This is a genomic window from Bradyrhizobium sp. SZCCHNR1043 (assembly GCF_032489675.1).
In the GTDB taxonomy this organism is placed as follows: domain Bacteria; phylum Pseudomonadota; class Alphaproteobacteria; order Rhizobiales; family Xanthobacteraceae; genus Bradyrhizobium.
In genome coordinates, this window is sequence record NZ_JAUEYN010000001.1 from 533659 (window position 1) to 555778 (window position 22120).

The following is a 22120-nucleotide window of genomic DNA, read 5'->3' on the forward strand; positions in this document are numbered from 1 at the left end:
CCCTACCGAAAACGCGAATGCTGATCACCTCGTTTTCACCGGACCGATCCAGTGCGACTGCTCTTACGCCTCATGCAACGCGTGCTGGTCGCCGGGCTCGGGATCTTCACGGTCTGGCTGATCGTGTTCGTGGTGTTCGAGACGGCGGATCGCAGGCTGCCCTGGATTGCCGCCGTCGGCGTCAGCTACGCAATCGCGGCCTATGTCATTCTGCCACGCGTGATCAGATTGAGTCTCAGGATCCTCCAGAGTCGGCGGGTGCCCAGCTACACGATCACCAGCGATGGATTGCCTGGCGACCCCGTCAATCTCGCCCTGATCGGCACGCTTCGACAGCTCCGCGCGAGCTTTGCTGCGATCGGTTGGTGCGAGGCGGACCGATTGGGGCTGGCAAGCTCGTGGGCCATGGTCCGCGCCTTCGTCCTCGCCTGGCCGTACCCCACCGCTCCTTTCAGCACCCTCTATCTGTTCGGTCGCGGCCAGGATATCGGCTTTCAGAAAGCCATCGGCAACAGTCCGCGAAAGCGTCATCACGTCCGGTTCTGGGCCGTTGACCTCGCCCACGCCGAGAAGAGCTGGAACGCTGGCGATTTCTGGTCAGCGACCGACACGCCTGCGGCCGATGAGTCCGTCCTCTGGGTCGGTGCCGGCACGAAGGACACGGGCCTGTCGCTCACCCGACTGACCTTTCAGATCACGCACGCCACCGATCCGGATGCCAATGCGGAGCGGGACTACATCATGGCCGAATTGATCAGGACACGATCGATCGAGACCGTCGAGCTGTACAAGGCCGGCCGGAACCTGCCCGAGCGGGTCAATCACTATGTGACGGACGGCGACATCGCGTTGGCGAGCGTGGTGATCGCCGCCAATGCCGACGCGCATGAGGGGTCTTCGTCGCCGGCCTAGTGGACATGCTGACGAGCCGCGTTCGAGGTCGTTCGCCCTGCTCGGGGCCGGACCAGGAAGGCGGTGCCGAGCAGGACGACCATCGCAACGCAGACGACGGTCAGGAACGCCTGATCGAAGGCGCGATGAGCGTGCGAGGTGACGAGGGCAGCGAGCCCGGTCGGCAGCCGCTCGGCGGCGATCAGCGCCTCGTCGATGCTGTCGCGCGCAGCGGCGGGAATGCCGAGGCCATCGGGCAGAACCATGAACGCCGTATAGACTCCGGACAGGATGCTTCCGAAAATGCTGATGCCGATTGTGCCGCCGAGCTCGAACGACACCTCCTCGATCGACGCGGCCATGCCTTCGCGGCCTTCAGGCGCGTGATTCATCACAGCGTTGGAGGCGGCGGCGATGGATGCTCCCAGCCCTAGACCATTGACCGCGATGCAGATCAGTTGCAGCGCCAGGCTGGCGTTGTAGCAGAGCAGGTAGCCGGCCGCGCCGATGCCTGCGATTAACAACGCGCCGGACATCGTGGTGGCGGCTCGGACGCGACGGAGCATCAGGCTCGCGAGCGGCCCGCCGATGAAGGCACCGAGCGGGGCCGGAAGGATGTACAATGCCGCCTGCAGCGGCGAATAGCCGAGGACGAGTTGCAGGCGTTGGCTGATCGCGAGCTCCGTCCCCGCAATGGCGAGTGAAGCCACGATCGCGGTGATCACGCTGAGCGTGAACTCGACGTTTCGGAACAGGGTGAAGTCGAGCAAAGGATCCTCGAGACGCAATTGACGGCGTACGAACACCGTCAACATGATGACCGTCGCGACAGCCGTGCCGGCAAGGACGACATAGGAAGACTGGCGACTGCCGAGCTCCTCGACGACGTAGGCGAAGCCGATCAGCCCGGCCATCACCTGCACTGAACCGAGGAGGTCCCAGTCGCGCTCAGCACGATCGGCCGGTGCAGGAATCAGCAGCAGGCCGGCGACCAGCGCCAGCACGACGAGCGGCACGTTGATCAGAAAGACCGAGCCCCACCAGAAATATTCCAGCAGGACACCGCCGACCAAGGGGCCGACTGCCGCCCCGCTGGACGCAACGGCTCCCCAGATCGCGATGGCGAGCGCCCGTTCGTGATCATCGGAGAAGGTGACGCGAATGATCGACAGCGTCGCCGGCATCATCAGTGCAGCGCCGATTGCGAGCAGGACGCGCCCGCCGATCAGGACCATGGCGGTCGGCGAATAGGCGGCGACGACCGAGGCTAGTCCGAAGACGATGAGGCCGGCTATGAACGTCCTCTTGTGCCCGACGCGATCGCCGAGCGAGCCGAAGCCGGGAAGCAGGCCGGCGACGACGAGCCCGTAGGCCATGACGATCCACAATTTCTCCGAGGCGGTTGCGCCGAGCTCATGGGTCAGGCTGGGCAGCGCCGTATAGAGCACCGTCATGTCGATCACGACGAGCGCGAGCGCGCTGGAGACGGTCAGGAGAACCATCCAGCGATTGCGTTTCGACATTGGCGCGCTCGCTTGCGCAAGCCGTGGTTCATTCGGCGCGCTCGTCGTCTCCAGCACGTTCACCGCTCCCGCTCAGATTCCACGACGATGCGTGATCCGGCCGTTCATCATCGTCAGCTGAATATTGACCTTGCCGATGTCGTGTGGCCCGACATCGAACAGATTGTTCTCGAGCACGATCAGATCGGCCAGCTTGCCGACCTTGATGGAGCCGATCTTGTCCTCCATGCGAAGCTGGTAGGCTCCGTTGATGGTGTAGCCTCGGATGAGGTCCGGCAGGCCCAGGCGTTCGGTCGCGGGCGGATGGACCAGGCCGTCGGGCTTGCCCGGCTCCTGACGTGTATGGCCGGCCTGCAACGCCTCGAGTGGCTTGACGACGACCTTCGAGCCGGTCGCCAGCGCATCCATGCCGAACGACACCGTGACGCCTTCGTCGATGAACGTCTTGAAGGTGTACATGCGGCTCCAGCGCTCGTCGCCGTAGATCTCGCAGACGCGACGCTGGCTGGCATCCGGCACGCCCCATTGGATCTGCGTATTCGCGATCACGCCGAGCTTTCTGAAGCGCGCAATGTCCGATGGCGCGGTGAGGAATGCGTGGCAGATGGTATGACGGCGGTTGCCGGGGCCGTTCTTGCCAAAGGCGGCTTCGTATCCATCCAGGCTCATGCGGACGGCGGCATCGCCGACGGCGTGAAGGTGCGTATCGATTCCCTCGGCATGGGCTTCGCGCAGTATCCGATTCAACACGGGCGATGGCAACAATGGTTCGCCGCGCCAATCCGGGCTTCCGGCATAGGGATCCAGCAGATAGGCGGTGCGGCTCAGCTCGGTGCCATCGACGATCAGCTTGAGCACCTCGGCCTTGACCAGCGGAGTGCGATAGCGCTTCCGGTAGGCCCGAATGATCGGCAGCGGATCGACGCTGGGATCATTGTGATACAGGCTGCCGATCACGCGCTGCAGCAGCTTGCCGCGCTTCTCGAGCTCGACCAGCATGTCGAAACCGTGATGCTGCTCGGTCGGCCAGGCGCTGAAGCCGGCATCGAAGAAGGTGGTGATGCCGGCGGCTGCGAGCCTGGGCTGCCATTCCTCGATCGCGGCGGCGGTCGACTTCAGGCCGAATGGTTCGATGCCGTGCTTTTCGAGCGCCTTGAGCACCGCGAACAGCGCAGGCACTTCTGAAATGAAGCCGGTCGGCAGGCCATTGGGATCCTTTTCGTACCAGGAGGAGCCGGGCACGACGTCGCGCGGGGTATCCTTCGTAATGCCGGCCATCTCCAGCAGCTTGGAATTGACCCAGTAGCCGTGCAGATCGCAACTGACGAGCAGGACCGGTCGATCGGGGAAGATCTCGTCCAGCGGCTCCTTGCGCGGACCCGAGGCGGGAAACGCGCTAGCGATCCAGCCGAAGCCCAGAATGAACTTTTCGTCGGAATGCGTCTTCGCGTAATCGCGCAGGATCGCGTAGATGCGCTCCGGATCCTCCTCGTTGACCCAGGCGCCGCGGGCGAAGGCCAGCGTGCAAAGATGCCAATGCGCCTCGACGAAGCCCGGCATGAGCATCCGCCCCTTGAGGTCGATGACGTCAGCCCCGCGTCCGGCAAATTTCATCGCGCCTGCGTCGTCGCCGACGTAGACGATCGTGTCTCCCTTGACGACGACGGCCTGGGCCCAGGGCAGGGAGTCGTCCACCGTGTAGACGCGCCCGCCGCGAAAGATGGTCGTGCTGCTGGAGGCGGCCCAGGCCGGAGCCGAGGCAGCGGCGAACGCTGCGGCCGCAGCCGAGGTCGCGACCATCTGGCGACGGGTCAGTCCGCCGCGCTCCGACTTAGATGCCGCAAACAGCGAACCGATGGCGGAACCGCATGCAATGCACATTGTCCTGCTCCGAAGTCCTGCTCCGAAAATTCCGCGCTCCGGGTGAGCTGCACGATTGCCGAGTCAGACGCTGAAACTACTTCACTCAGCACCCGCCAAGATTGACAACGATCAAGTCAATCTCGGCGGCGTCGAGCGCCAGCACGCATACTGAAGTCTTCGTTTCCTGTTGATGGATAAACTTCAAATCGAATGCTTTCAGACAGAGAAAAGGAGGACCGCCGCAACGACTCATCGTCTATGCGTCGCCCGAGCGCGAGGGTGTCATTCATGCCGTGGAGGTCATCGATCCCACCGATGCCTGGTCCCGAGCACCGTCACTTCGGGAACAGGAAAGCCAGGCTGGCGCGAAACTGCCACCGCGATGCCAGGTCCGGCCTCAGCACATTGTAGTAGACACCGATCTCGGCGTTGACCGGCTGCTTGTCGACCATGAAGAGCTTGCCTATTCCCGCGCCGACCGGAACGTCAGCCGTCTGCCGGTACGCACCCGTGTTCGGCATGGCGATATTCTCCAGCCCGACGCTGATCGTATCCGCGATCGGGTTTTGCGCCGCCTTGGCGAGATCTTCGAGCGATGGCGTCCTCTGCTGTGCCGAGGCGCCGGCGCCTGGGTACAGCGCTGAGATCAGGAACAGGAGAACCGCTCGTCGAAAAATTCTCGGAGTCATGGCCGACCTCACTGTCGAAGCGCTGCTCTCGCATCCGTTGTCGCGCATCTGCACCGTTCCGGCCGCTATGGAGTCAGGCGAAGGTCGGAAATTGCCCGCCGGCGAACAGTGACGGCCGCAGGCGAGACCAGTTCGACGCGAACTGGAACGTGTCGAGATCGGTGTAGGTCTGGCCGATCACCTGCATGCCCGAGGGAATGCGGTCCTCGACCACGCCGAGCGGGACATCGACGACCGGATAGCGGTTGAGCAGATTCCAGTGCCACGTCAGCGCCAAGCCCAGACCGGTGCCCACCCACGGGTCGACCTTGTTTTCCTTGCTCTTGAACATGTCGGCCCCGACCAGAGGCGTTGCCATGGTCGGCATGAGCAGGATGCGGTAGCCCTTGCCGAACACGCGCTGCTGCACCTGGCGGTGCAGCCGCTGCAGCAGCTCTTCGGCTTCTTCGGCCTGGCGCGGTCCGACCGCGCCGACCTGGTCGAGCATTTCGGTCATGTAGGGCGAGAGCTGATCGCGATGCGCATTCGAGATCTCGATCGCAGTGCCGATGGACGTCGACATCAGCCCACGGATGAAGACCATCTTGTGGGCCTTCGTGAAGCCGCAGTCGACCTCGTCCACAGTGCACCCCGCGGCGCGCAGCGCCTCGATTCCTCTCAGCATCGCAGCCTTCACGGACGGTATGACGTCCGCAATGCCGGCGCCCCAATCCACGGCGATGCGCCACCCGGAAAGGCGCGGATAACGGGTGGGATAGTCGAGGCGAGGGCGCATCGCGGCCATCACCCGCTCGGACGGACCGACGATCGCGTTCTGGAGGCGGACGAGGTCGTCGAAGCGCCGCGCCATCGGGCCCGAGGTCGAGAACGGGATTTCCCCGCCAGCCACGCGTCCGAACGGCGGCCTGAAGCCATAGAGACCACATTGTGAGGCGGGAATTCGGATCGAGCCGCCCATGTCCGAGCCCATGGCGAGCGTCGTGAAGCCTGCGGCCAACGCCGCGCCCGATCCCGCCGACGACCCGCCCGGAGAATATTCGAGATTCCACGGATTGCGTGTCGTGCCCCAGGCGCGGGTGGACGCGCCGAGGAAGAGGTAGAATTCCGGCACGGTCGTCTGGAACGGCATGACGGCGCCGGCGGCCTCGAGCGCGTCGGTGATGGCCGAGTTTTCCGTTGCGGGCGGCGAGTCCTTGAAGAGGAGCGAGCCCTGCGTCGTCCGCCAGCCCGGCCTGGAGAATTCGTCCTTGATGGCCACCGTGATCCCTTCGAGCGGCCGCGGATTGCCGCGCCGATACCGGTCTTCGGACTGCTTGGCCTCCTTCATCGCCTGGTCGAAGTGCGCGTAGGTGATACAATTGACCTTCGGGTTGTAGGCTTCGATCCGCTTGATCTGCGCCTTCAAGAGATCGACCGGCGACGCCTTGCGGGCCCGGAACATGGCGATGAGATCGGCGACCGACGCATAGCAGAGCGGATCGGCGGACTCGGCGCGCGCGGCCGGCAAATCGAGTCCGGACGCGACCAACGCCGCTCCCGCGCCTTTGATGAGCGTTCTTCTGTCAATCATATACGCCTCCGTATTTCCGGGAATCGGTCTGAGTTTGTCGATGTGGCCCTGAAGGTGACGGTCCGAGAAGTCGCTGGATTCAGCTTCGCTGTTCGTGCCTGACCTGACCGTTCATGACGGTCATCAGCACCTTTGTGTTGTGGATGTCGTGCGGGGCGACTTCGAACAGGTTTCTTTCAAGCACGATCAGATCGGCGAGCTTGCCGACCTCGATCGAACCGATCTTCTGGTCGAGTCCGAGCTGATAGGCCGGTCCCGTGGTGGCGGCGCGGATCGCCTCTTCGAGGCTGATCCGCTCGTCGAGCGGCACCAAGGCCGGCTGACCCGGCTTGTTCAACTCCCGCCGCGTGGTCGCGATCTCGATCGCATCCAGCGGCTTGTAGGTGCTGTAATAGCCGGCGGCCGGCCAATCGGTGCCGAGCGAGATGTTGGCGCCATGACGCAGGATCGAGCCGGTGCGAAACGCCTGCTCGGCGCGCGCGCCGACGCGGGGCCGCATCACGCCCTGCCAATAGGCATCCGCCACCGACCATTGGGCGGAGAACTGCGCGGTGACGCCGAGCTTGGCGAAGCGCGGCAGATCGTCAGGCGAAACAAATATGAGATGCGCCAGCGTGTGCCGGCGATCGCGCGGCGGATTGACCTTGATCGCGGCTTCGAACGCGTCCAGCGACAGGCGGTTGGCGCGATCACCGTAGGAATGGATGTGAATATTGAGGCCCGCCCTGTCGGCGCGGCGGATGATGTCCTTGAACTGATCCGGCGGGACCAGCGTCTCGCCGCTCGTGCTCGGATCGTCGCTATAGGGGGCCAGCAATGCGGCGGTCCGTTGGGCTTCGCCGCCGTCGATGTTGAGCTTGAGAACGGGGGCCTGCACCAGTTCGGAATTGAAGCGTCGACGCAGGGCCTTCGCGATCGGCACGGGGTCGATCGCCGGATTGTTGTGGTAGGTCGATCCGACCACACGGAACGGCAGTTTTCCTTTGCGCTCCAGATCCTGATAGAGCTCGTAGCCGGTCTCCTCGGGGAGAACGAGCAGTCCGGCATCGAACACGCTGGTGATGCCGGCCGCCGACGCCTTCGGCAGCCACTGTGCGAGCGAGTCCGCAATATAGCCGGGCGTGAACGGCGAGACCGCGTTGAGGACCGGAAACATCGCCGGTGGCTCGACCAGATAGCCGGTCGGCTCTCCCGAGGCCGGGTCCCGCTCGAAGTAGCTGTAGCCGGGCAACGGATCCTTGGTCGCCTTGGTCACCTTGGCAATCGCCAGCGTCTTGGAATTGACCCAGGCTGAATGGCCATCGATCCCGACGAGAAAGACGGGCGTGTCCGGCCAGATCTGATCGAGATCCTCCTTGCGCGGGCCGGTCGGCGGAAAGGCGTTATAGCGCCAGCCGAAGCCGCGGACGATGCCGGCCTGGCCCAGCTTGGCGCGATAGGCCTTCAGGGCGTCGAGCATCTCCTCCCTTGTGTCGTATTGAAGATCGACACCCCGAGTCACGACAGCGCCCGCTATCGGATGGATGTGTCCTTCCACGAAACCGGGCAGCAGCATCCTGCCGGCGAGATCGACGACGCGGGTCTTTGGGCCGATGAAGGACCGGACGCCCGCGTCATCGCCGACATAGACGATGTGTTGTTGCTTGACGGCGACCGCGCGGGCCCATTCCCGGCCGCCGTTCACGGTGTAGACCGGGCCGTTGCGAAACACGATGTCGGCCTTGCCGCCGCCGGTTCGCGCCTCGGCGTTCGTCGGAGCGGACACCGAGGCAACGCCGGCCGCAGCGAACGCCGCGCCTGTCTGCAGGAGCTGGCGTCGTGACGGCTCGGCCTCGTTGACGGAGTCAAAATCAAGCTTGAGCAAACCATGGAATCTTGCCCAGTTGCATGCGATGCACATGCATTCACCTTTGCACGCTCTGCGGGAACCGCATTCTTCCCGATTCCGAGGATTGTATGAACTCGGGGGAACTACGTAGCCCTTTGCGTGCGAAGCGTTCGCATGAGCTGCTCGTGTTCGAGACGATTAGATTCGAATGACTGTCATTTCGGTGGACGCCGGCCTGAGCATCGACCAGTTTGCGATTGGGTCACGAACTCATCCGAGCTGCAGAGTTCAGTTGATGGCAGCGAAATCGATGTAACCTGCAAGTGCACGATTCTGGCCGTAATGCTCCAACCGAGGGGTAACGGCAGACCGACGGAGTGAAGAATGTTCACACTGGTACATGCAGGGACTTGGCTCGTCGTCGGCTTGATTGGTGGCGGCCTTGCCGGAATCCTGGTGAAGCGCCGCCGAGCAGGTTTCGGGCTTTTGACCAACATCGGATTGGGATGCGTCGGCGCCCTCATCGGTGGTGTCCTGTTCAACCTGTTTGGGCTGTTTCCAGGCATGGGCAGCATCGTCATTTCGCTGCGCGACGTCGTCGCGGCGTTCGTCGGCTCGCTCGTCCTGCTGGCGGCAATCTGGTTGTGGGGCGCGGCCCGCGAACGGAGTCCGCGCTGACCGCAGGCGGTCGACAGCCGGAGTGACGCGCGGTCTCCGCCCGCCAGTCGCGCGGGCGGACGCCGAAGCCCATGAGCTGTGCTTCTCCGATCCGGCGCGGCTCGCGCACGCGATCATGGATGCGGGACGGGACTGACGGTGTGCGGCGTAACGCTCCCATTCGACGTCACATTCACCGGGAGGCGCGATCGGCCAGAGTGATCTCCGATGAACGCAGCTCGCGGGGCATCCTTCTCGACCTTCGGACTATTTCAGCACGATCCAGGCCGGCGCGTGATCGCTGGCGCCGTCCTCGCCGCGGATGGCGCGGTCGACGCCGGCCTTGCTAAGGCGCGGCGCGAGTTGCGGGCTGAGCAGCAGGTGATCGAGCCGCAGGCCGGCATCGCGCGGCCAGCGGTTGCGCTTGTAGTCCCAGAAGGTGAACATCGGCGCGTCCGGATGCAGCGCGCGGATCGCATCGCACCAGCCTTGATCGACCAGCGCCTTGTAGGCGGCGCGGCTCTTCGGCTGGACCAGCGCATCCTTGTCCCAGGACTTCGTCGGATAGATGTCGAGCGCATCAGGCGCGACATTGTAGTCGCCGGCGAGCACGATCGGCCGGTCGTCCTTGATGAAATCAGCCGCGTGCTTGTGCAGCCGCTCGAACCAGGCGAGCTTGTAGTCGAATTTCGGTCCCGGCTGCGGATTGCCGTTCGGCAAGTAGATGCAGCCGACGACGATGCCGCGCACGGCGGCCTCGATGTAGCGCGCCTCGCGATCCCTGATATCGCCGGGCAGGGTGGTGCGCGTCAGCACCGGCTCAGCCTTGCGCGCGAGGATCGCGACCCCGTTCCAGGTCTTCTGGCCCTGCCACACAGCGCCATAGCCGGCCTTGGCGATCTCATCGACGGGGAAGTCGGCCTGGGCGCATTTCAACTCCTGCAGGCAGACGATGTCGGGCTTGGCCGCGCCCAGCCAGCGCAGCAGGTTGGGGAGCCGCCGCCGGACATTGTTGATGTTGAAGGTCGCGATCTTCATGATGCCCGTTGCATTGAGGGGAAGGCCCGATGTCCAAGCTCGCCATCGCCTTTTTGTTCACGCTGTCGCTGGGCCTTGCGGATGCGGCCCGCGCGCCGCTGCTGCCGACCGACGAGCAGCGCGCCGCCTGTCAGGCCGACTACCCAAGGTTCTGCAGCGATGTGCTTCCCGGCGGCGGCCGCATCGTCGCCGGCCTGACGCGCAACTATGCCCAGCTCGCCGACGCCTGCAAGAAGGTGCTGGACGCCGCGAAGACGGAATAGCCGCAGGGACGTCGCGCTTCCGCGCCCCCCTGGCCGACGCTGGCGAGCGAGGCGCGCGAGCCGAGTGCGGTTGTGTGGCTATTTCGGTCGCGACGTCACCAGCGCGCGGATCTTGTCCGCATCCGCCGGCGTCGCGGGATTGTAGATCACCATGGTGAGGTCGGGCCGGCCATCGACGGCGAAGCCCGAAAATTCCAGCGAGAGCGATCCGGCGATGGGATGCTGCAGGACCTTCACGCCATCGCCATGCCGTCCCTGCACGTCGTTGTCGCGCCACATCGCCGCAAATTCCGGGCTCGTCGCGCAGAGCTCATCGACCAGCGACTGGACATTGCGGGCCGCACCGGCGCGCGCCACGTCGGCGCGGAAGGACGCGACCACATAGCGCGCCACGGCCTGCCAGTTGGGCTGTGCTGCGCGGACACGGCTGTCGTGGAACATCATGCGCAGAACATTGCGCTGGCCCTCCGGCAGGGTGCTGTAGTCGGTGAGGACAGCCGCAGCCGCCCTGTTCCAGGCGAGGATGTCCCATGTCGCCGTGCGAACGAAGGCGGGACTGTATTCCAGCGTGTCGAGCACGCGTTGGAGACGGGGTGAGATGCCGTCGATCGCGTGATAGCGGGCTTCGGGTGGCCGGCCGAGACCGAGCAGGAACAGATGCTCGCGCTCGGCGTCGGTCAGCATCATGGCGCGAGCGATGCGGTCCAGCACGTCGGCGGAGGGCGCGCCGCCGCGCCCTTGCTCGAGCCAAGTGTACCAGGTGGCGCTCACATTGGCGCGTTGCGCCACCTCTTCGCGCCGAAGCCCCGGCGTTCGCCGCCGCTGCAGCGGCAGGCCGAAGGCGGTCGGATCGAGCTTGGCGCGGCGATCCCTGAGATAGGTCCCGAGAGGGTTAGCGTCCGTCATCCTGTTAGCGATTATACCCGTATAAAGTCACGACTTTACCAGCATGAGCAGCCTAGCAATATCCCGGCGGTCTGAACAGGGAGTGTGTCTCATGCGCGTATTCGTCACCGGCGCCGCCGGATTCATCGGCTCCGAAACCACCAGGAAGCTGATCGCCGCCGGGCATCAGGTCATCGGCCTCGCGCGCTCCGCCGAGAACGTCCGCACGCTCGAGCAACTGGGCGCGCAGGTTCATCGCGGCTCGCTGCAGGACCTCGACAGCCTGAAGCGCGGCGCGAGGGATGCCGACGGCGTGATCCATCTCGCCTTCATCCACGACTTCGCGAAATTCGCGGAGAACGGCGCCATCGACAAGGCCGCCATCGAAGCTATGGGCGACGTGCTGGCCGGAACGAACAAGCCGTTCATCGTCACCTCCGGAACGGGGCTCGTTGCACCAAACGTGGTGGTCACCGAAGACATGCGGCGCGAGTCGTCAGCGCATGCTCCGCGCGTGTCCGAACGGTCCGGTCTGGCCTATGCATCGCGTGGCGTGCGCGCGATGGCGATCCGCCTGCCGCAGGTGCACGGCGCGCCGGGCAAGGCGGGGCTGATCTCCTATCTGGTGGAGCTCGCGCGGCAGAAGGGCCGCGCAGCCTATGTCGGCGAAGGCACCGAGCGCTGGGCGGCGGCGCATCGATCGGACGTCGCCCGCCTCTACCGGCTTGCCCTTGAGAAGGGCGTGGCAGACGCGATCTACCACGCCGTCGGCGAGGAAGGCGTCCCGATGCGCGAGGTCATCGAGGTGATCGGCCGCGCGCTGAACGTGGCGGTCGTTTCGATCAGGCAGGACGAGGCGGGCGATTATTACGGACCGCTGGCGATGTTCGCGGGCCTGGACATGCCGGCCTCCAGCATCCTGACGCAGCAGCGCCTGGGCTGGAGACCGGACGGGATCGGTTTGATCGCCGACATCGGCCAGCCGGATTACTTCAAGGCATGAGCGTCGGCCGCGAACGTGGGAAGTGCACGAGCCAAGCGCAGGGTCGCGCGAGTCTTGTGCACTGCCACCGGCCTCATGCGATCGGCACGACGCCGGCACCGTGTCGTCCGCGCGCCCCGCAATGACGGCGACGCGGAGATTGGGGCCTTCGGGCGAGAGGCGACTGAACGTAGCGCTCCTGCCGTCATCGCTGCTAGTCTGGTTCATCCCTGCATGAGCCCGCCATGGCAAGACAGCCCATCCCGCACCCGATCCTCTCGACCGCCCGCCTGCGCCTACGACAGTTCGATCCCGCTGACACCGAAGCGATGCACCGGTGCTTCAGCGATCCGGATGCGATGCGCTTCTGGAATCATCCGGTTCACACCAAACGGATCGAGAGCGAACGTGCCGTCCGCCGGTTCATCGATTGTACGCCGTCCTACTACCGGTTCTGGGCGGTGGCAGAAGCCGAGACCGACCGCTGCATCGGCATGGTGAACTATCACGACGGTCACATGCGTGCGAAGCGCGTCACGATCGGCTACATCGTCGATCCTGCCCGGCAGCGCGATGGCATCGCCACCGAGGCGGTCGGTGCGATGCTCGATTTCTGCTTCGGCGAGCTCGGCCTGCACCGCGCGCAGGCGCTGATCCATCCAGACAATGCCGCGTCGCGCAAGCTGGCCGAAAAGCTCGGCTTCCGCTGCGAGGGCCAGTTGCGCGACCACCTGCGCGTCGGCGGCGAATGGCGCGACGACATGCTGTATGCGTTGCTGAAGACGGATCCGCGCGGGTGGGGATGAGGGTGGCCCGCCGGTGAAGCTTAGCTGTGCTCAATCAACGCGTGGCATCATTCCGCGGATGGCGGCCGATGGCTCGATGGAAGCTCCGACTTTGGGACGTCGCCGTCTTCCGATGCTGTTGAGACATGCGACATGTCAGCCTCCTCCTCATCCGCAAGCGGGGAGGTCGGTTGGGGTTGATCTTCGTCGCGATGGCCGCGAATACGCCGGTGCAGTTTTCCGCCCTGGTCGAAGATGATGTTGAGCAGCCAGCCTGCGATGGGGCGCGCGATTGCACGGAACGATCTGGCGATGATGAAGCCGCCTTTGACGTTCTCGATCGGGAAGGCCAGCGCGTTGATCAGCGTGTCGGCGGTCACGTGCCGGTAGTTGTCCGCGAGATGATCGGAGTTGATCAGCATCTGGATGGCGGGCTTGTCGTCCTCACCGTTGAACAGGATCTTCGAAAAGAACTTGCCGTCCGAGCCGGTCAGCTCATTGGCGTCCGCCGCTGCGACCGGATGCAGGCGCACCAAACTCGCCTCAGTTTCCTTGCGGTAGTGGACAGCCAGCGTGAGCTCGCCCATCTGCACCGCAGCCAGCAGCGTGTCGAGATAGTCGGCATCGACCTCGGGCCGGTCGAAACTGACGCCCGGAACCTTTTCAATGATATCGAGGATGCGACCGAGATCCGCCGCCGCTGCGGCGCGGGTCGCAAGACTGGCGGCGAGATCGGCAATCGCCCTGGAGGCGTTCGCGAACTGTCCGCCGACGCTTTTCACGGCACCCGAGGCGATGTCTTTGAGTTTCGAGAACACGAATGTCCACTCGGCTCAAGCAAGCCGTGCGGCTTTTTGAGCCTCTTGTTCAGATCTATGTTGTGAAAGAGGAAACTTGCATGTGACGGTAGTGCCGATACCGACCACCGTGTCTATTTGGACCCTCCCGCCATGTAGCTCGACAAATGAGCGCACAAGCGACAAGCCGAGCCCGGCACCGCGATGGCGCGAGCCCTGGGAATTGCTCTCGAACCATTCGAACACTTTATCCTTCATCCCGGGTGGAATGCCGGGGCCCGAATCGGTAACCGAGAATGCGACATTGTGATCCGTCTGGCGAGCGCTGACCACGACGGTAGAATTTTGCGGCGAGAAGCCTATGGCATTGACCAACAGATTGTAGAGCACCTGTACGATGCGGCGCTCGTCGCCGAGGAAGATACCAACATTGTTATCGACCTCGATCTTCAGTCGGATGCGGTCGGTAGCAAGCCGGTCCTGCACGCCCTCGGTCGCGGCCTCGATCACCTTAACTGCATCCACCGGGCCCAGTTCCAACCTCATCGCGCCTGCATCAATGGTGGCGAGATCGAGAATGTTGTTGGTCAATGCAAGCAGCGCGTTGGACGATTTGGTGACGTAGTCGAGATATTCAGCCTGTTTGGGCGTCAGCGGGCCGTTGGCCGGATCGCTTAGGAAATGTGTGAAGCCCACGATCGTAGTGAGTGGTGCGCGCAGTTCGTAGGACACATGGTGGACGAAATCGATCTTCATCTGTCCAGCGGCCTCGAGCGCTTCATTACTTTCGCGTAACGCCTGCTCAACTTGCTCGGTATCAGTGATGTCTTGGAAGGTGAGCATTGTTGCATCCTCAGGCAGCGGCCGACTGATGCAGTCGAGCACAGTGCCGTCCTTGCGCTTGAGCTTTAGAGCCATGTTGCTCCGGCTTTCGAACGAGGTAATGGTTTCGCTGATTGTGCGCCAGGCCTCAGGCTCGTCGTAGAGGTTCCGGCACCAAGATACGAGGGTGTCGATGTGCGGGTGTCCGCGCAATGCGTCAGGCGTCAGCCTCCACATTGTTGCGAAGGCCGGGTTAAATAACTCGACACGGCCATTGCTGCCGAACACGACGACACCCTCGGCGAGGCTATCTAGCGTCTCGCGCTGCACCCGAATCAGGCCATCGAAGCGGCGGGCGAGGGCGAAGCTCTCGGTGACGTCATCGAAAAGGTAGGTGATGCCGCCCTCGGGATTGGGCGTGGTGACGACTGACAACGTGCGGTCGTCGGGTAGGAACCAGGTATCCTTGGCGACCTCGACTGCGCGATAGGCATGGTGCAGCTTGGCTTTCCAGGCGCTGAAGTCGGCCTGCTCGGGCAATTTGCGCGCTGCGCGCAGACGATCGAGCACGGAGGAATCATCCGGCTGGCTGTTGAGGAATGCCGCGTCGAGATCCCACAGGCGTCGATACGATTCGTTATAGAACACCAGGCGGCGCTGGTTATCAAAAACGGCGACACCCGATGACAAATGATCAAGCGTGTGGCGGAAGAACTGCTTCAGCCCCCCTTCAGAAACATGGCTGAGTCCGTCAGGTTTTAAGGTCTCATAACCTTTCGCGCCGGTTAGAATCGCACCTTCAATGTTTGTTGTTGTGTCCCATCGTGCTTCGTTCCAGTGCGTGTATGACAGGTTTGCTCCAAAAAAGTTGTAACCACGCAGATCTGAACCCCGAAAGTCGACGCCCACGAGGTTGGCGAACCGAAAATCCACGTTCGGGTTCAATCCCGAGATTTCTACCAAGTCAGAAAAGCAGGCAGAACTAGATTGGTAGACGGCTGCAATATTGCGCTTCTCAGCGTCTTTAAGCCAATCAGAATCTGACGGAACAAGGGGATGTTGATCGCCGCTAGTCATGTTTGCCTTTCTGCGTATCATGCAGTTCAGCCACAAGAGTCTGCTTCGCAAGAATTAGATCGCCTTCGGTGTATCCAAAGTCATTGGATTTCGCCGTTCGGCTAAGCGCAATTGCAGCAATTATGCCGACCACGGCGGCTCGGTTCTGTTCAGCCTGCTTTTGGCTGAATCGTTGATCTGTGTTGATCGGGATTGTATTGGTCCGATGAAACCACAGGTCCGTCATGGAACATCGGAAGGTGACTGAGACTTCGATCGTGTCGCTGCCAAGATCAGGCAGGATATGGCAAAGTGGTTCATCGCCAATTATCTTGTGTTCCAACACTCCATCATCGTTCAGTCCCTCTCCGTAAACTCGCCAGAAGTTATGTCCTGCATCGGCTACGCGCCAGACTCGCTGGACGTACTCGTGATCTTTTTGTTCTGATTGAGAGTTGCTGCGCTCTAATTTTCCTCCGACGTCGACTTCGGCTTTTCCGAGGTTTCCTATTAATTTGGAAAGGCCGAAACCGATGCGTCCGCCGACCATGCCCTCTTTTTTTGAGTGGTCGATCTCCGAGTGCTTGACCTTGATCAGTCCGACCGTGGTCTGCAGACGTCCTCGATTACTTATTTGTCCACCTTTGGGCTCGACCACAACGTCACCCGCCAGAAAACCAATTGTAAACTGGAGTGGACTTTGGTCGGTCCTAATCTCGCCGCGCAGTTTGCCGCACCATAGCCCGACTAGCAGTCCGAGGCCCTCTTTCGTATGGAGGTTAGTTGGACTCTCGACGGAGAGAGAGGCTAGCCTGTCATCGGCAAATTGAGTTCGCGCGATCGAAATGCTCCACATCGATGGCCTCGTTTTGAGGGTGGTGATCGCATAATGACACAACCCGATAAAGACTGCCAAGTTGTGGTGTTGCCTTAGAAGAGCGGGGGCTGGCTGCGTCCGTACGAGAGTTGAAAACCTAGACGAGAGCCTGCGTCAAATGATCGATTTCCTCAATGATCTCAACGCGACTCACCCTGTCCAGCCCTCCCGCGAAAAATATTTACATTTCGTTTTTCCGAAAATCATGCTTCACTCCCTCCGTCCCGCCTCGGCACGAGGGGCGTATCGCGATCGTCATGACACGCGGGGCGGGATGCGGTGGGCGCTTCGGGTCGCAGCATGGCTTGACGTCATGCGGACGAACGGCACGAGGCGCACGTCGAAAACGTATGGTCCTGGCATCTCGACGCTGATGCTACGCCGGCGGTGATGATCCGCCGGTCACGGGGGCAAGACAGCCGATCCCCGGGGAGAGTACGTATAAGACGTAAAGCCATCGCGCAGGGAATGCCGGTTGACCGGCTGGACCTGTGGTGACTGCCGCCTGCTTTTTTTCTGCAGGCGGGCCATGGGTTGCGGCCAGCACCCGGCATTCCCTGCGCCCTCGTCTTTCGAAGAGGGTGAAATGAGATGCAAGCCTCGGGCGTTACATGCCGCGAGAACGATGGCTCATGTCAGTTCACCGTCATTGCGAGCGCAGCGAAGCAATCCAGGGTGGTGTGCGGGACTCTGGATTGCTTCGCTGCGCTCGCAATGACGATGTGGCAGCAGCTGTGTGCACGTCAGACAGAGAGCGTTGCTGCGCGCGATCAGCTTTCCGCTGTCGCCGCGCCGCCCTTGTAGATGCGATGATAGCGCCGGCCGAGATTGGTCAGGACTTCGTAGCCGATGGTGCCGAAATGATGCGCGAGCTCGTCGACCGTGATGCCCTCGCCGAGCAGCGTGGCGAAGTGGCCGCGGCGGGCGGCCTTCGGCGGCAGGTCGGTGACATCCACCGCGATCAGGTCCATCGAGATGCGCCCTGCGATCGGGCAGCGTTGGCCGGCAATGATGACGTCGGCGCCGCGGGTGCCGTCGTTGGAGCTCGCCGCGCGGAAATAGCCGTCGGCATAGCCGGCGGAGAGGATCGCGATCTTTGTCGGGCGGCGCGCCGTCCAGGTGCCGCCATACCCGACCGTGTCGCCACGGGCGAGGTCGCGCAACTGCACGATGCGCGCTCTTATCTCGGCCACCGGCTGCATCGGATTGTCGGCCTCCGGCGTCGGGTTGACGCCGTAGAGCGCTGCACCCGGGCGGACCATGTCGAACTGGAACGAGGCGCCGAGGAAGATGCCGGAGGAGGCGGCAAGCGCGGCGGGCACGCCGGTGAAGACGCTGGCGACCTCGCGGAATGTCGCGAGCTGGCGCGCGTTCGACGGGCTGTTGATCTGCTCGGCGGAGGCCAGATGGCTCATGACCAGCGTGATGCCGTGGTCGCCGCTCTGGATGCGCGGGATCATGCCCTGCGCATCGATCGGGGTGAGGCCGAGCCGGTTCATGCCGGTGTCGACATGGACGGCGGCGCCGCCCTTCCAGCCAGTGCGGCGGCAGAAGATGTCCCATTCGGCGAGCTCGTTGAGCTCGCCGATGACCGGGCGGCAGTTGATCGCAGCGTAGTCGTCGCCGGTGTTCTGGAAGAAGCCGTCGAGCACGTAGAGCGCGGCAGTGTCGGGCAGGGCCGCGCGGGCGACCTTGGCCTCGGCGAGCGTCGCGACGAAGAAGGTCTTGCAGCCGGCGGCCGCGAGCGTGCGCGCCACCTGCGGGATGCCGCAGCCATAGGCGTCGGCCTTGATCACGCCGGCGCATTCGGCCGGCACCGCGGTCTTTTCCAGCTTGCGCCAATTGGCGGCGAGCGCGTCGACATCGATCGTCAGCACGCCGGTGGCGCTGGCGGGCACCTGGACCTCCTCAGGACCGGGGGCGGGCTGATCAGCGGCGGGTTTCAGATCGGGAACGCTCATGTCGCGCTTTTACGCGGTGCAGCGTCCCGGTTCAACAGCACACGGTCAATAGTCGTGATGCTGCGGCGGCAGGCCGTCATGGGCGAGGTCGCCGAAGCGCGTGACCGAGGCGTCGAAGTGCAATTCAACCGTGCCGGTCGGACCGTGGCGCTGCTTGCCGATGATCACCTCGGCCTTGCCGAGCGCCAGATCCATTTCCATCTGCCACTTCTGGTGCTCCTCGGTGCCGGGGCGCGGCTCCTTGGCGGCGAGGTAGTACTCGCCGCGATACACGAACAGCACCACGTCGGCGTCCTGCTCGATCGAGCCGGATTCACGCAGGTCCGACAGCTGCGGCCGCTTGTCCTCGCGATTCTCGACCTGACGCGACAGCTGCGACAGCGCGATGATGGGAACGCTGAGCTCCTTGGCCAGCGCCTTCAGGCTGGTGGTGATCTCGGTGATTTCCTGCACGCGGTTGTCGTTGCCGCGCTTGCCCGAGCCCGACAGTAGCTGGATGTAGTCGATCACCAGGAGGTCGAGGCCCTTCTGGCGCTTCAGACGGCGGGCGCGCGCCATCACCTGGGCGATCGAGATGCCGCCGGTCTCGTCGACATAGAACGGCAGCGACTGCAGCTCGATCGAGCATTCGCGCAGCTTCTCGAAATCGGCCTCGGTGATGCCGCCGCGGCGGATGTGGCTCGACGGAATGCCGCTGCGCTCGGCGATGATACGGGTGGCGAGCTGCTCGCCGCTCATTTCGCACGAGAAGAACCCGACCACGCCGCCCTGGGCGGCCCGATAGGTGCCGTCGGGCTGCAATTCGGGCACATAGGCCTGGGCGACGTTGTAGGCGATGTTGGTCGCGAGCGAGGTCTTGCCCATGCCGGGACGGCCGGCGAGGATGATCAAGTCGGAGTGCTGCAGGCCGCCCATCTTGGCGTCGAGATCGCGCAGGCCCGTCGAGATGCCGGACAGCTTGCCGTCGCGCTGGAACGCCTTGGCGGCCATGTCGAGCGCGGTCGTCAGGGCTTGCGAGAATTTCTGGAACCCGCCGTCGTAGCGGCCGGACTCCGCGAGCTCGTACAGCCGGCGCTCGGCGTCCTCGATCTGGTTGCGCGGCGCGAAGTCGACCGGCGCGTCATAGGCGACGTTGACCATGTCCTCGCCGATGCCGATCAGATCGCGGCGCAACGACAGGTCGTAGATGGTGCGGCCATAGTCCTGGGCGTTGATGATCGTGGTCGCTTCGGCCGCGAGCCGCGCCAGATACTGCCCGACGGTCATGCCGCCGATGTCGACGTCGGCGGGCAGGAACGTCTTCAAGGTCACCGGCGTCGCGACCTTGCCCATCCGGATCAGGCTGGACGCGGTCTCGAACACGGTCTGGTGCAGCGGCTCGAAGAAATGCTTCGGCTCGAGGAAGTCCGACACGCGATAGAACGCGTCGTTGTTGACCAGGATCGCGCCGAGCAGACCCTGTTCCGCCTCGATGTTGTGAGGAGCGCTGCGATAGGCCGGCGTTGCTGCGTCAGTCGGCGCCAGCTTGTGAACGTTCGAATCGGTGAGTGCCATGACCGCGTGTTTAGCAGCTTTGAAGGGGAGGGGATAAAGCGCCAGTCGCGCGCGAAGCGGAAGCGAAAGCTGAGCGCTATTCACCGTCCGGTAAATCTGGTGGATGAATCCGGACTCGCCAGATGTCGCGCTTGACGGAACCGGCGGGACTCAACGCCGCGCAGGCGGGAGCGACGCGCCGCTGCAATCAGGGAACGCGATCGTTCGACAGTTCTGCGATATGGGAACGGGAGCCGGCACGCCCATGCGCGCCACGGCCGCCAGCGGATCCGCGCGGGACGTCAGACCAGCAGCAGATAGAGGAGGGCGAGGAGGGAGGCACCCACGCCGGCGGCAATCAGCGCGTAGTCGGTGCTGAAGTCGGTCTGCGGTTCCAACATGGCTCTGGTGGGGCTCTGGGACATGCGGGGACACTACGGCCAGGCTTTCCCGGGGTCTGTGAGCCAGTTCACAGACCGCACGATTTGTTTGAAAATTTGAGTCGGATGGGCGTGATCTCGCGCGCGAGACGCAACCTGTCCACCGCGCGTCTCAAAATTGAACCCGAGCCCGGCGGGGCGCTGCCGAGCGAATGCGGGCATCCGTCTCTGCAAGACCATCGCACTGACGCCGCCCTCCGCTGTCGTCCCGGGCCGCGCGCGCTACTCCCCTGCCATCCGCAGCGCCGGACGGCTGCCGCGCTCGCGCGCCCGCAGCCGCGTCTCCTCACGGGGAATGTAGTCGCGCGTCATCGGCACGATGCCCTGGCGCTTCGTCAGCTGGATCTGGACATTCATCAGGTTCTGCTTGCGGAACGCCATCTCCGATATCGCCAGGTAGAACTCCCACATCCGCGCGAAGCGCTCGTCATAGAGCTGCACGGCCTCGTCGCGCCGGGCCATGAAGCGTTCGCGCCACGCCTTCAGGGTCTCCGCGTAGTGCAGCCGCAGGATCTCGATGTCGCAGACGAGCAGCCCGGCGCGCTCGATCGCCGGCAGCACCTCCGAGAGGGCTGGGATGTAACCGCCGGGGAAGATGTATTTGGCGATCCATGGATTGGTCGCATCCGGCCCCCCGGAGCGTCCGATCGAATGCAGCAGCATGACGCCGTCGTCCGCGAGCAGCTCGGCGCAGCGGCGAAAGAAGGTGTCGTAGAAGGCGACCCCGACATGCTCGAACATGCCGACCGAGACGATGCGGTCGAAGGTGCCGGGCACGTCGCGATAATCCTGCAGCAGGAAGCGGGCGGAGGCGGAGAGGCTACGTTCGGCCGCGCGGGCTTCGGCGACCTGCAACTGCTCGGCCGACAACGTCACGCCGGTCACGTCGGCATCACACATCTCAGCCAGGTAAAGTCCAAGCCCGCCCCAGCCGCAGCCGATGTCGAGGATGCGATGGCGGCGGCCGATCAGCAGCTTGGCTGCGAGATGACGTTTCTTGGCGAGCTGGGCGTCGTCCAGCGTCGCGTCCGGCGTCTCGAAATAGGCGCAGGAATATTGCCGGTCGGCATCGAGGAACAGCGAATACAGCCGGCCGTCGAGATCGTAATGATGGGCGACGTTGCGGCGCGCGCGTCCCCTGACGTTGAGCTGGCGCAGATGGCGGGCCAGGTAGCGCAGCCACCATTGCGGTTTTGCCCAGTCGGGCACCACGGCCGGCTGGCTCATCACGATCGACAGCAGATCCGCGATCGATCCCCGTTCGACCACGAACGAGCCGTCCATATAGATCTCGCCGAGCGCGAGCTCGGGATTGGCCAGAAGCCGGCGCTCGGCTTCATGGGTCAGGAATCGTGCCGCCACGGGAACACCGGTTCCATCCCCGCAGCTGAACGTCGTGCCGCTGGCGGTCGTAAAGCTGATCGACCCACGGCAAATGAAGCTACTCAACAGACTTCGCAGCAAACGGTCCATCCACACCACCCAACGAGCCATCCCGTGAGTTGTTGACTTTCCCGGCCGTCGCACTCGACGCATCGAGAACCGATTGGTTCCCTGTCATCACCTTGTTATGTTACTCAGCGGGCACAAGCCGACGCCACTGCCATGAACACAACGCCGATATTCCGTCATGTCATTGATCGATGGACATCTCAGCGCA

At 63.6% G+C, this 22120-nt stretch carries 17 protein-coding genes and 2 pseudogenes; 5 read left to right on the forward strand and 14 right to left on the reverse strand.

Annotation, left to right across the window (positions count from 1 at the left end; genetic code table 11):
- The first annotated feature begins 51 nt into the window (after positions 1–51).
- Positions 52–912, forward strand: coding sequence for an LssY C-terminal domain-containing protein (locus tag QX039_RS02290; RefSeq protein WP_315739374.1), 861 nt, complete (start codon positions 52–54; stop codon positions 910–912).
- On the opposite strand, the gene QX039_RS02295 is transcribed toward QX039_RS02290, so the two are convergent.
- From QX039_RS02295 to QX039_RS02315, 5 genes are all read right to left on the reverse strand, one after another.
- Positions 909–2414, reverse strand: coding sequence for an MFS transporter (locus tag QX039_RS02295; RefSeq protein ID WP_315739375.1), 1506 nt, complete (start codon positions 2412–2414; stop codon positions 909–911). The genes QX039_RS02290 and QX039_RS02295 overlap by 4 nt on opposite strands.
- A gap of 72 nt (positions 2415–2486) precedes the next feature.
- Positions 2487–4295: an amidohydrolase gene (locus QX039_RS02300; protein ID WP_315739376.1), complete on the reverse strand. Its 1809-nt coding sequence runs from the start codon at positions 4293–4295 to the stop codon at positions 2487–2489.
- 317 nt (positions 4296–4612) lie between these two features.
- Positions 4613–4966, reverse strand: coding sequence for a hypothetical protein (locus tag QX039_RS02305; RefSeq protein WP_315739377.1), 354 nt, complete (start codon positions 4964–4966; stop codon positions 4613–4615).
- Positions 4967–5039: 73 nt separating this feature from the next.
- Complete coding sequence (locus QX039_RS02310; RefSeq protein WP_315739378.1) at positions 5040–6536, reverse strand: amidase; 1497 nt, start codon at positions 6534–6536, stop codon at positions 5040–5042.
- Positions 6537–6615: 79 nt separating this feature from the next.
- Positions 6616–8400, reverse strand: coding sequence for an amidohydrolase (locus QX039_RS02315; RefSeq protein WP_315739379.1), 1785 nt, complete (start codon positions 8398–8400; stop codon positions 6616–6618).
- Between the two features lie 420 nt (positions 8401–8820).
- Between QX039_RS02315 and QX039_RS02320 the strand changes: the two genes are divergently transcribed.
- Entirely contained in the window at positions 8821–9042 is a 222-nt protein-coding gene (locus QX039_RS02320; protein ID WP_316219504.1) for a GlsB/YeaQ/YmgE family stress response membrane protein, read from the forward strand.
- A 246-nt stretch (positions 9043–9288) separates the two neighbouring features.
- On the opposite strand, the gene xth is transcribed toward QX039_RS02320, so the two are convergent.
- Positions 9289–10059, reverse strand: coding sequence for an exodeoxyribonuclease III (xth, locus tag QX039_RS02325; RefSeq protein WP_315739381.1), 771 nt, complete (start codon positions 10057–10059; stop codon positions 9289–9291).
- A gap of 29 nt (positions 10060–10088) precedes the next feature.
- Here xth and QX039_RS02330 point away from each other — a divergent pair, with 29 nt between their 5' ends.
- Complete coding sequence (locus QX039_RS02330) at positions 10089–10322, forward strand: hypothetical protein (protein ID WP_315739382.1); 234 nt, start codon at positions 10089–10091, stop codon at positions 10320–10322.
- Positions 10323–10400: 78 nt separating this feature from the next.
- On the opposite strand, the gene QX039_RS02335 is transcribed toward QX039_RS02330, so the two are convergent.
- Positions 10401–11228, reverse strand: a complete 828-nt coding sequence (locus QX039_RS02335; protein WP_315739383.1) for a helix-turn-helix transcriptional regulator — start codon at positions 11226–11228, stop codon at positions 10401–10403.
- Between the two features lie 91 nt (positions 11229–11319).
- On the opposite strand from QX039_RS02335, the gene QX039_RS02340 reads away from it, so the two are divergent.
- Positions 11320–12210: an SDR family oxidoreductase gene (locus QX039_RS02340; protein WP_315739384.1), complete on the forward strand. Its 891-nt coding sequence runs from the start codon at positions 11320–11322 to the stop codon at positions 12208–12210.
- Positions 12211–12434: 224 nt separating this feature from the next.
- Entirely contained in the window at positions 12435–12995 is a 561-nt protein-coding gene (locus tag QX039_RS02345) for a GNAT family protein (protein WP_315739386.1), read from the forward strand.
- A 47-nt stretch (positions 12996–13042) separates the two neighbouring features.
- On the opposite strand, the gene QX039_RS02350 is transcribed toward QX039_RS02345, so the two are convergent.
- The 7 genes and pseudogenes from QX039_RS02350 to QX039_RS02380 form a co-directional block, all read right to left on the reverse strand.
- The gene (locus QX039_RS02350) at positions 13043–13792 is read right to left on the reverse strand and encodes a hypothetical protein (RefSeq protein WP_315739387.1); all 750 of its coding nucleotides are present in this window, start codon (positions 13790–13792) and stop codon (positions 13043–13045) included.
- 15 nt (positions 13793–13807) lie between these two features.
- A pseudogene (locus QX039_RS02355) lies at positions 13808–15301 on the reverse strand (PAS-domain containing protein); the annotation flags it as partial.
- A gap of 168 nt (positions 15302–15469) precedes the next feature.
- A pseudogene (locus QX039_RS02360) lies at positions 15470–15691 on the reverse strand (pentapeptide repeat-containing protein); the annotation flags it as partial.
- A complete protein-coding gene (locus QX039_RS02365; protein ID WP_315739388.1) occupies positions 15663–16505 on the reverse strand; it encodes a hypothetical protein in 843 nt (280 codons plus the stop codon). The pseudogene QX039_RS02360 and the gene QX039_RS02365, both read right to left, overlap by 29 nt.
- A 791-nt stretch (positions 16506–17296) precedes the next feature.
- Positions 17297–18487, reverse strand: a complete 1191-nt coding sequence (alr, locus tag QX039_RS02370) for an alanine racemase (protein ID WP_315739389.1) — start codon at positions 18485–18487, stop codon at positions 17297–17299.
- Positions 18488–18532: 45 nt separating this feature from the next.
- Positions 18533–20041 (reverse strand): replicative DNA helicase, encoded by a 1509-nt coding sequence (locus tag QX039_RS02375; RefSeq protein WP_315739390.1) that lies wholly within the window; start codon positions 20039–20041, stop codon positions 18533–18535.
- 641 nt (positions 20042–20682) lie between these two features.
- Positions 20683–21933: a cyclopropane-fatty-acyl-phospholipid synthase family protein gene (locus tag QX039_RS02380; RefSeq protein ID WP_315739391.1), complete on the reverse strand. Its 1251-nt coding sequence runs from the start codon at positions 21931–21933 to the stop codon at positions 20683–20685.
- Positions 21934–22120 lie beyond the last annotated feature (187 nt).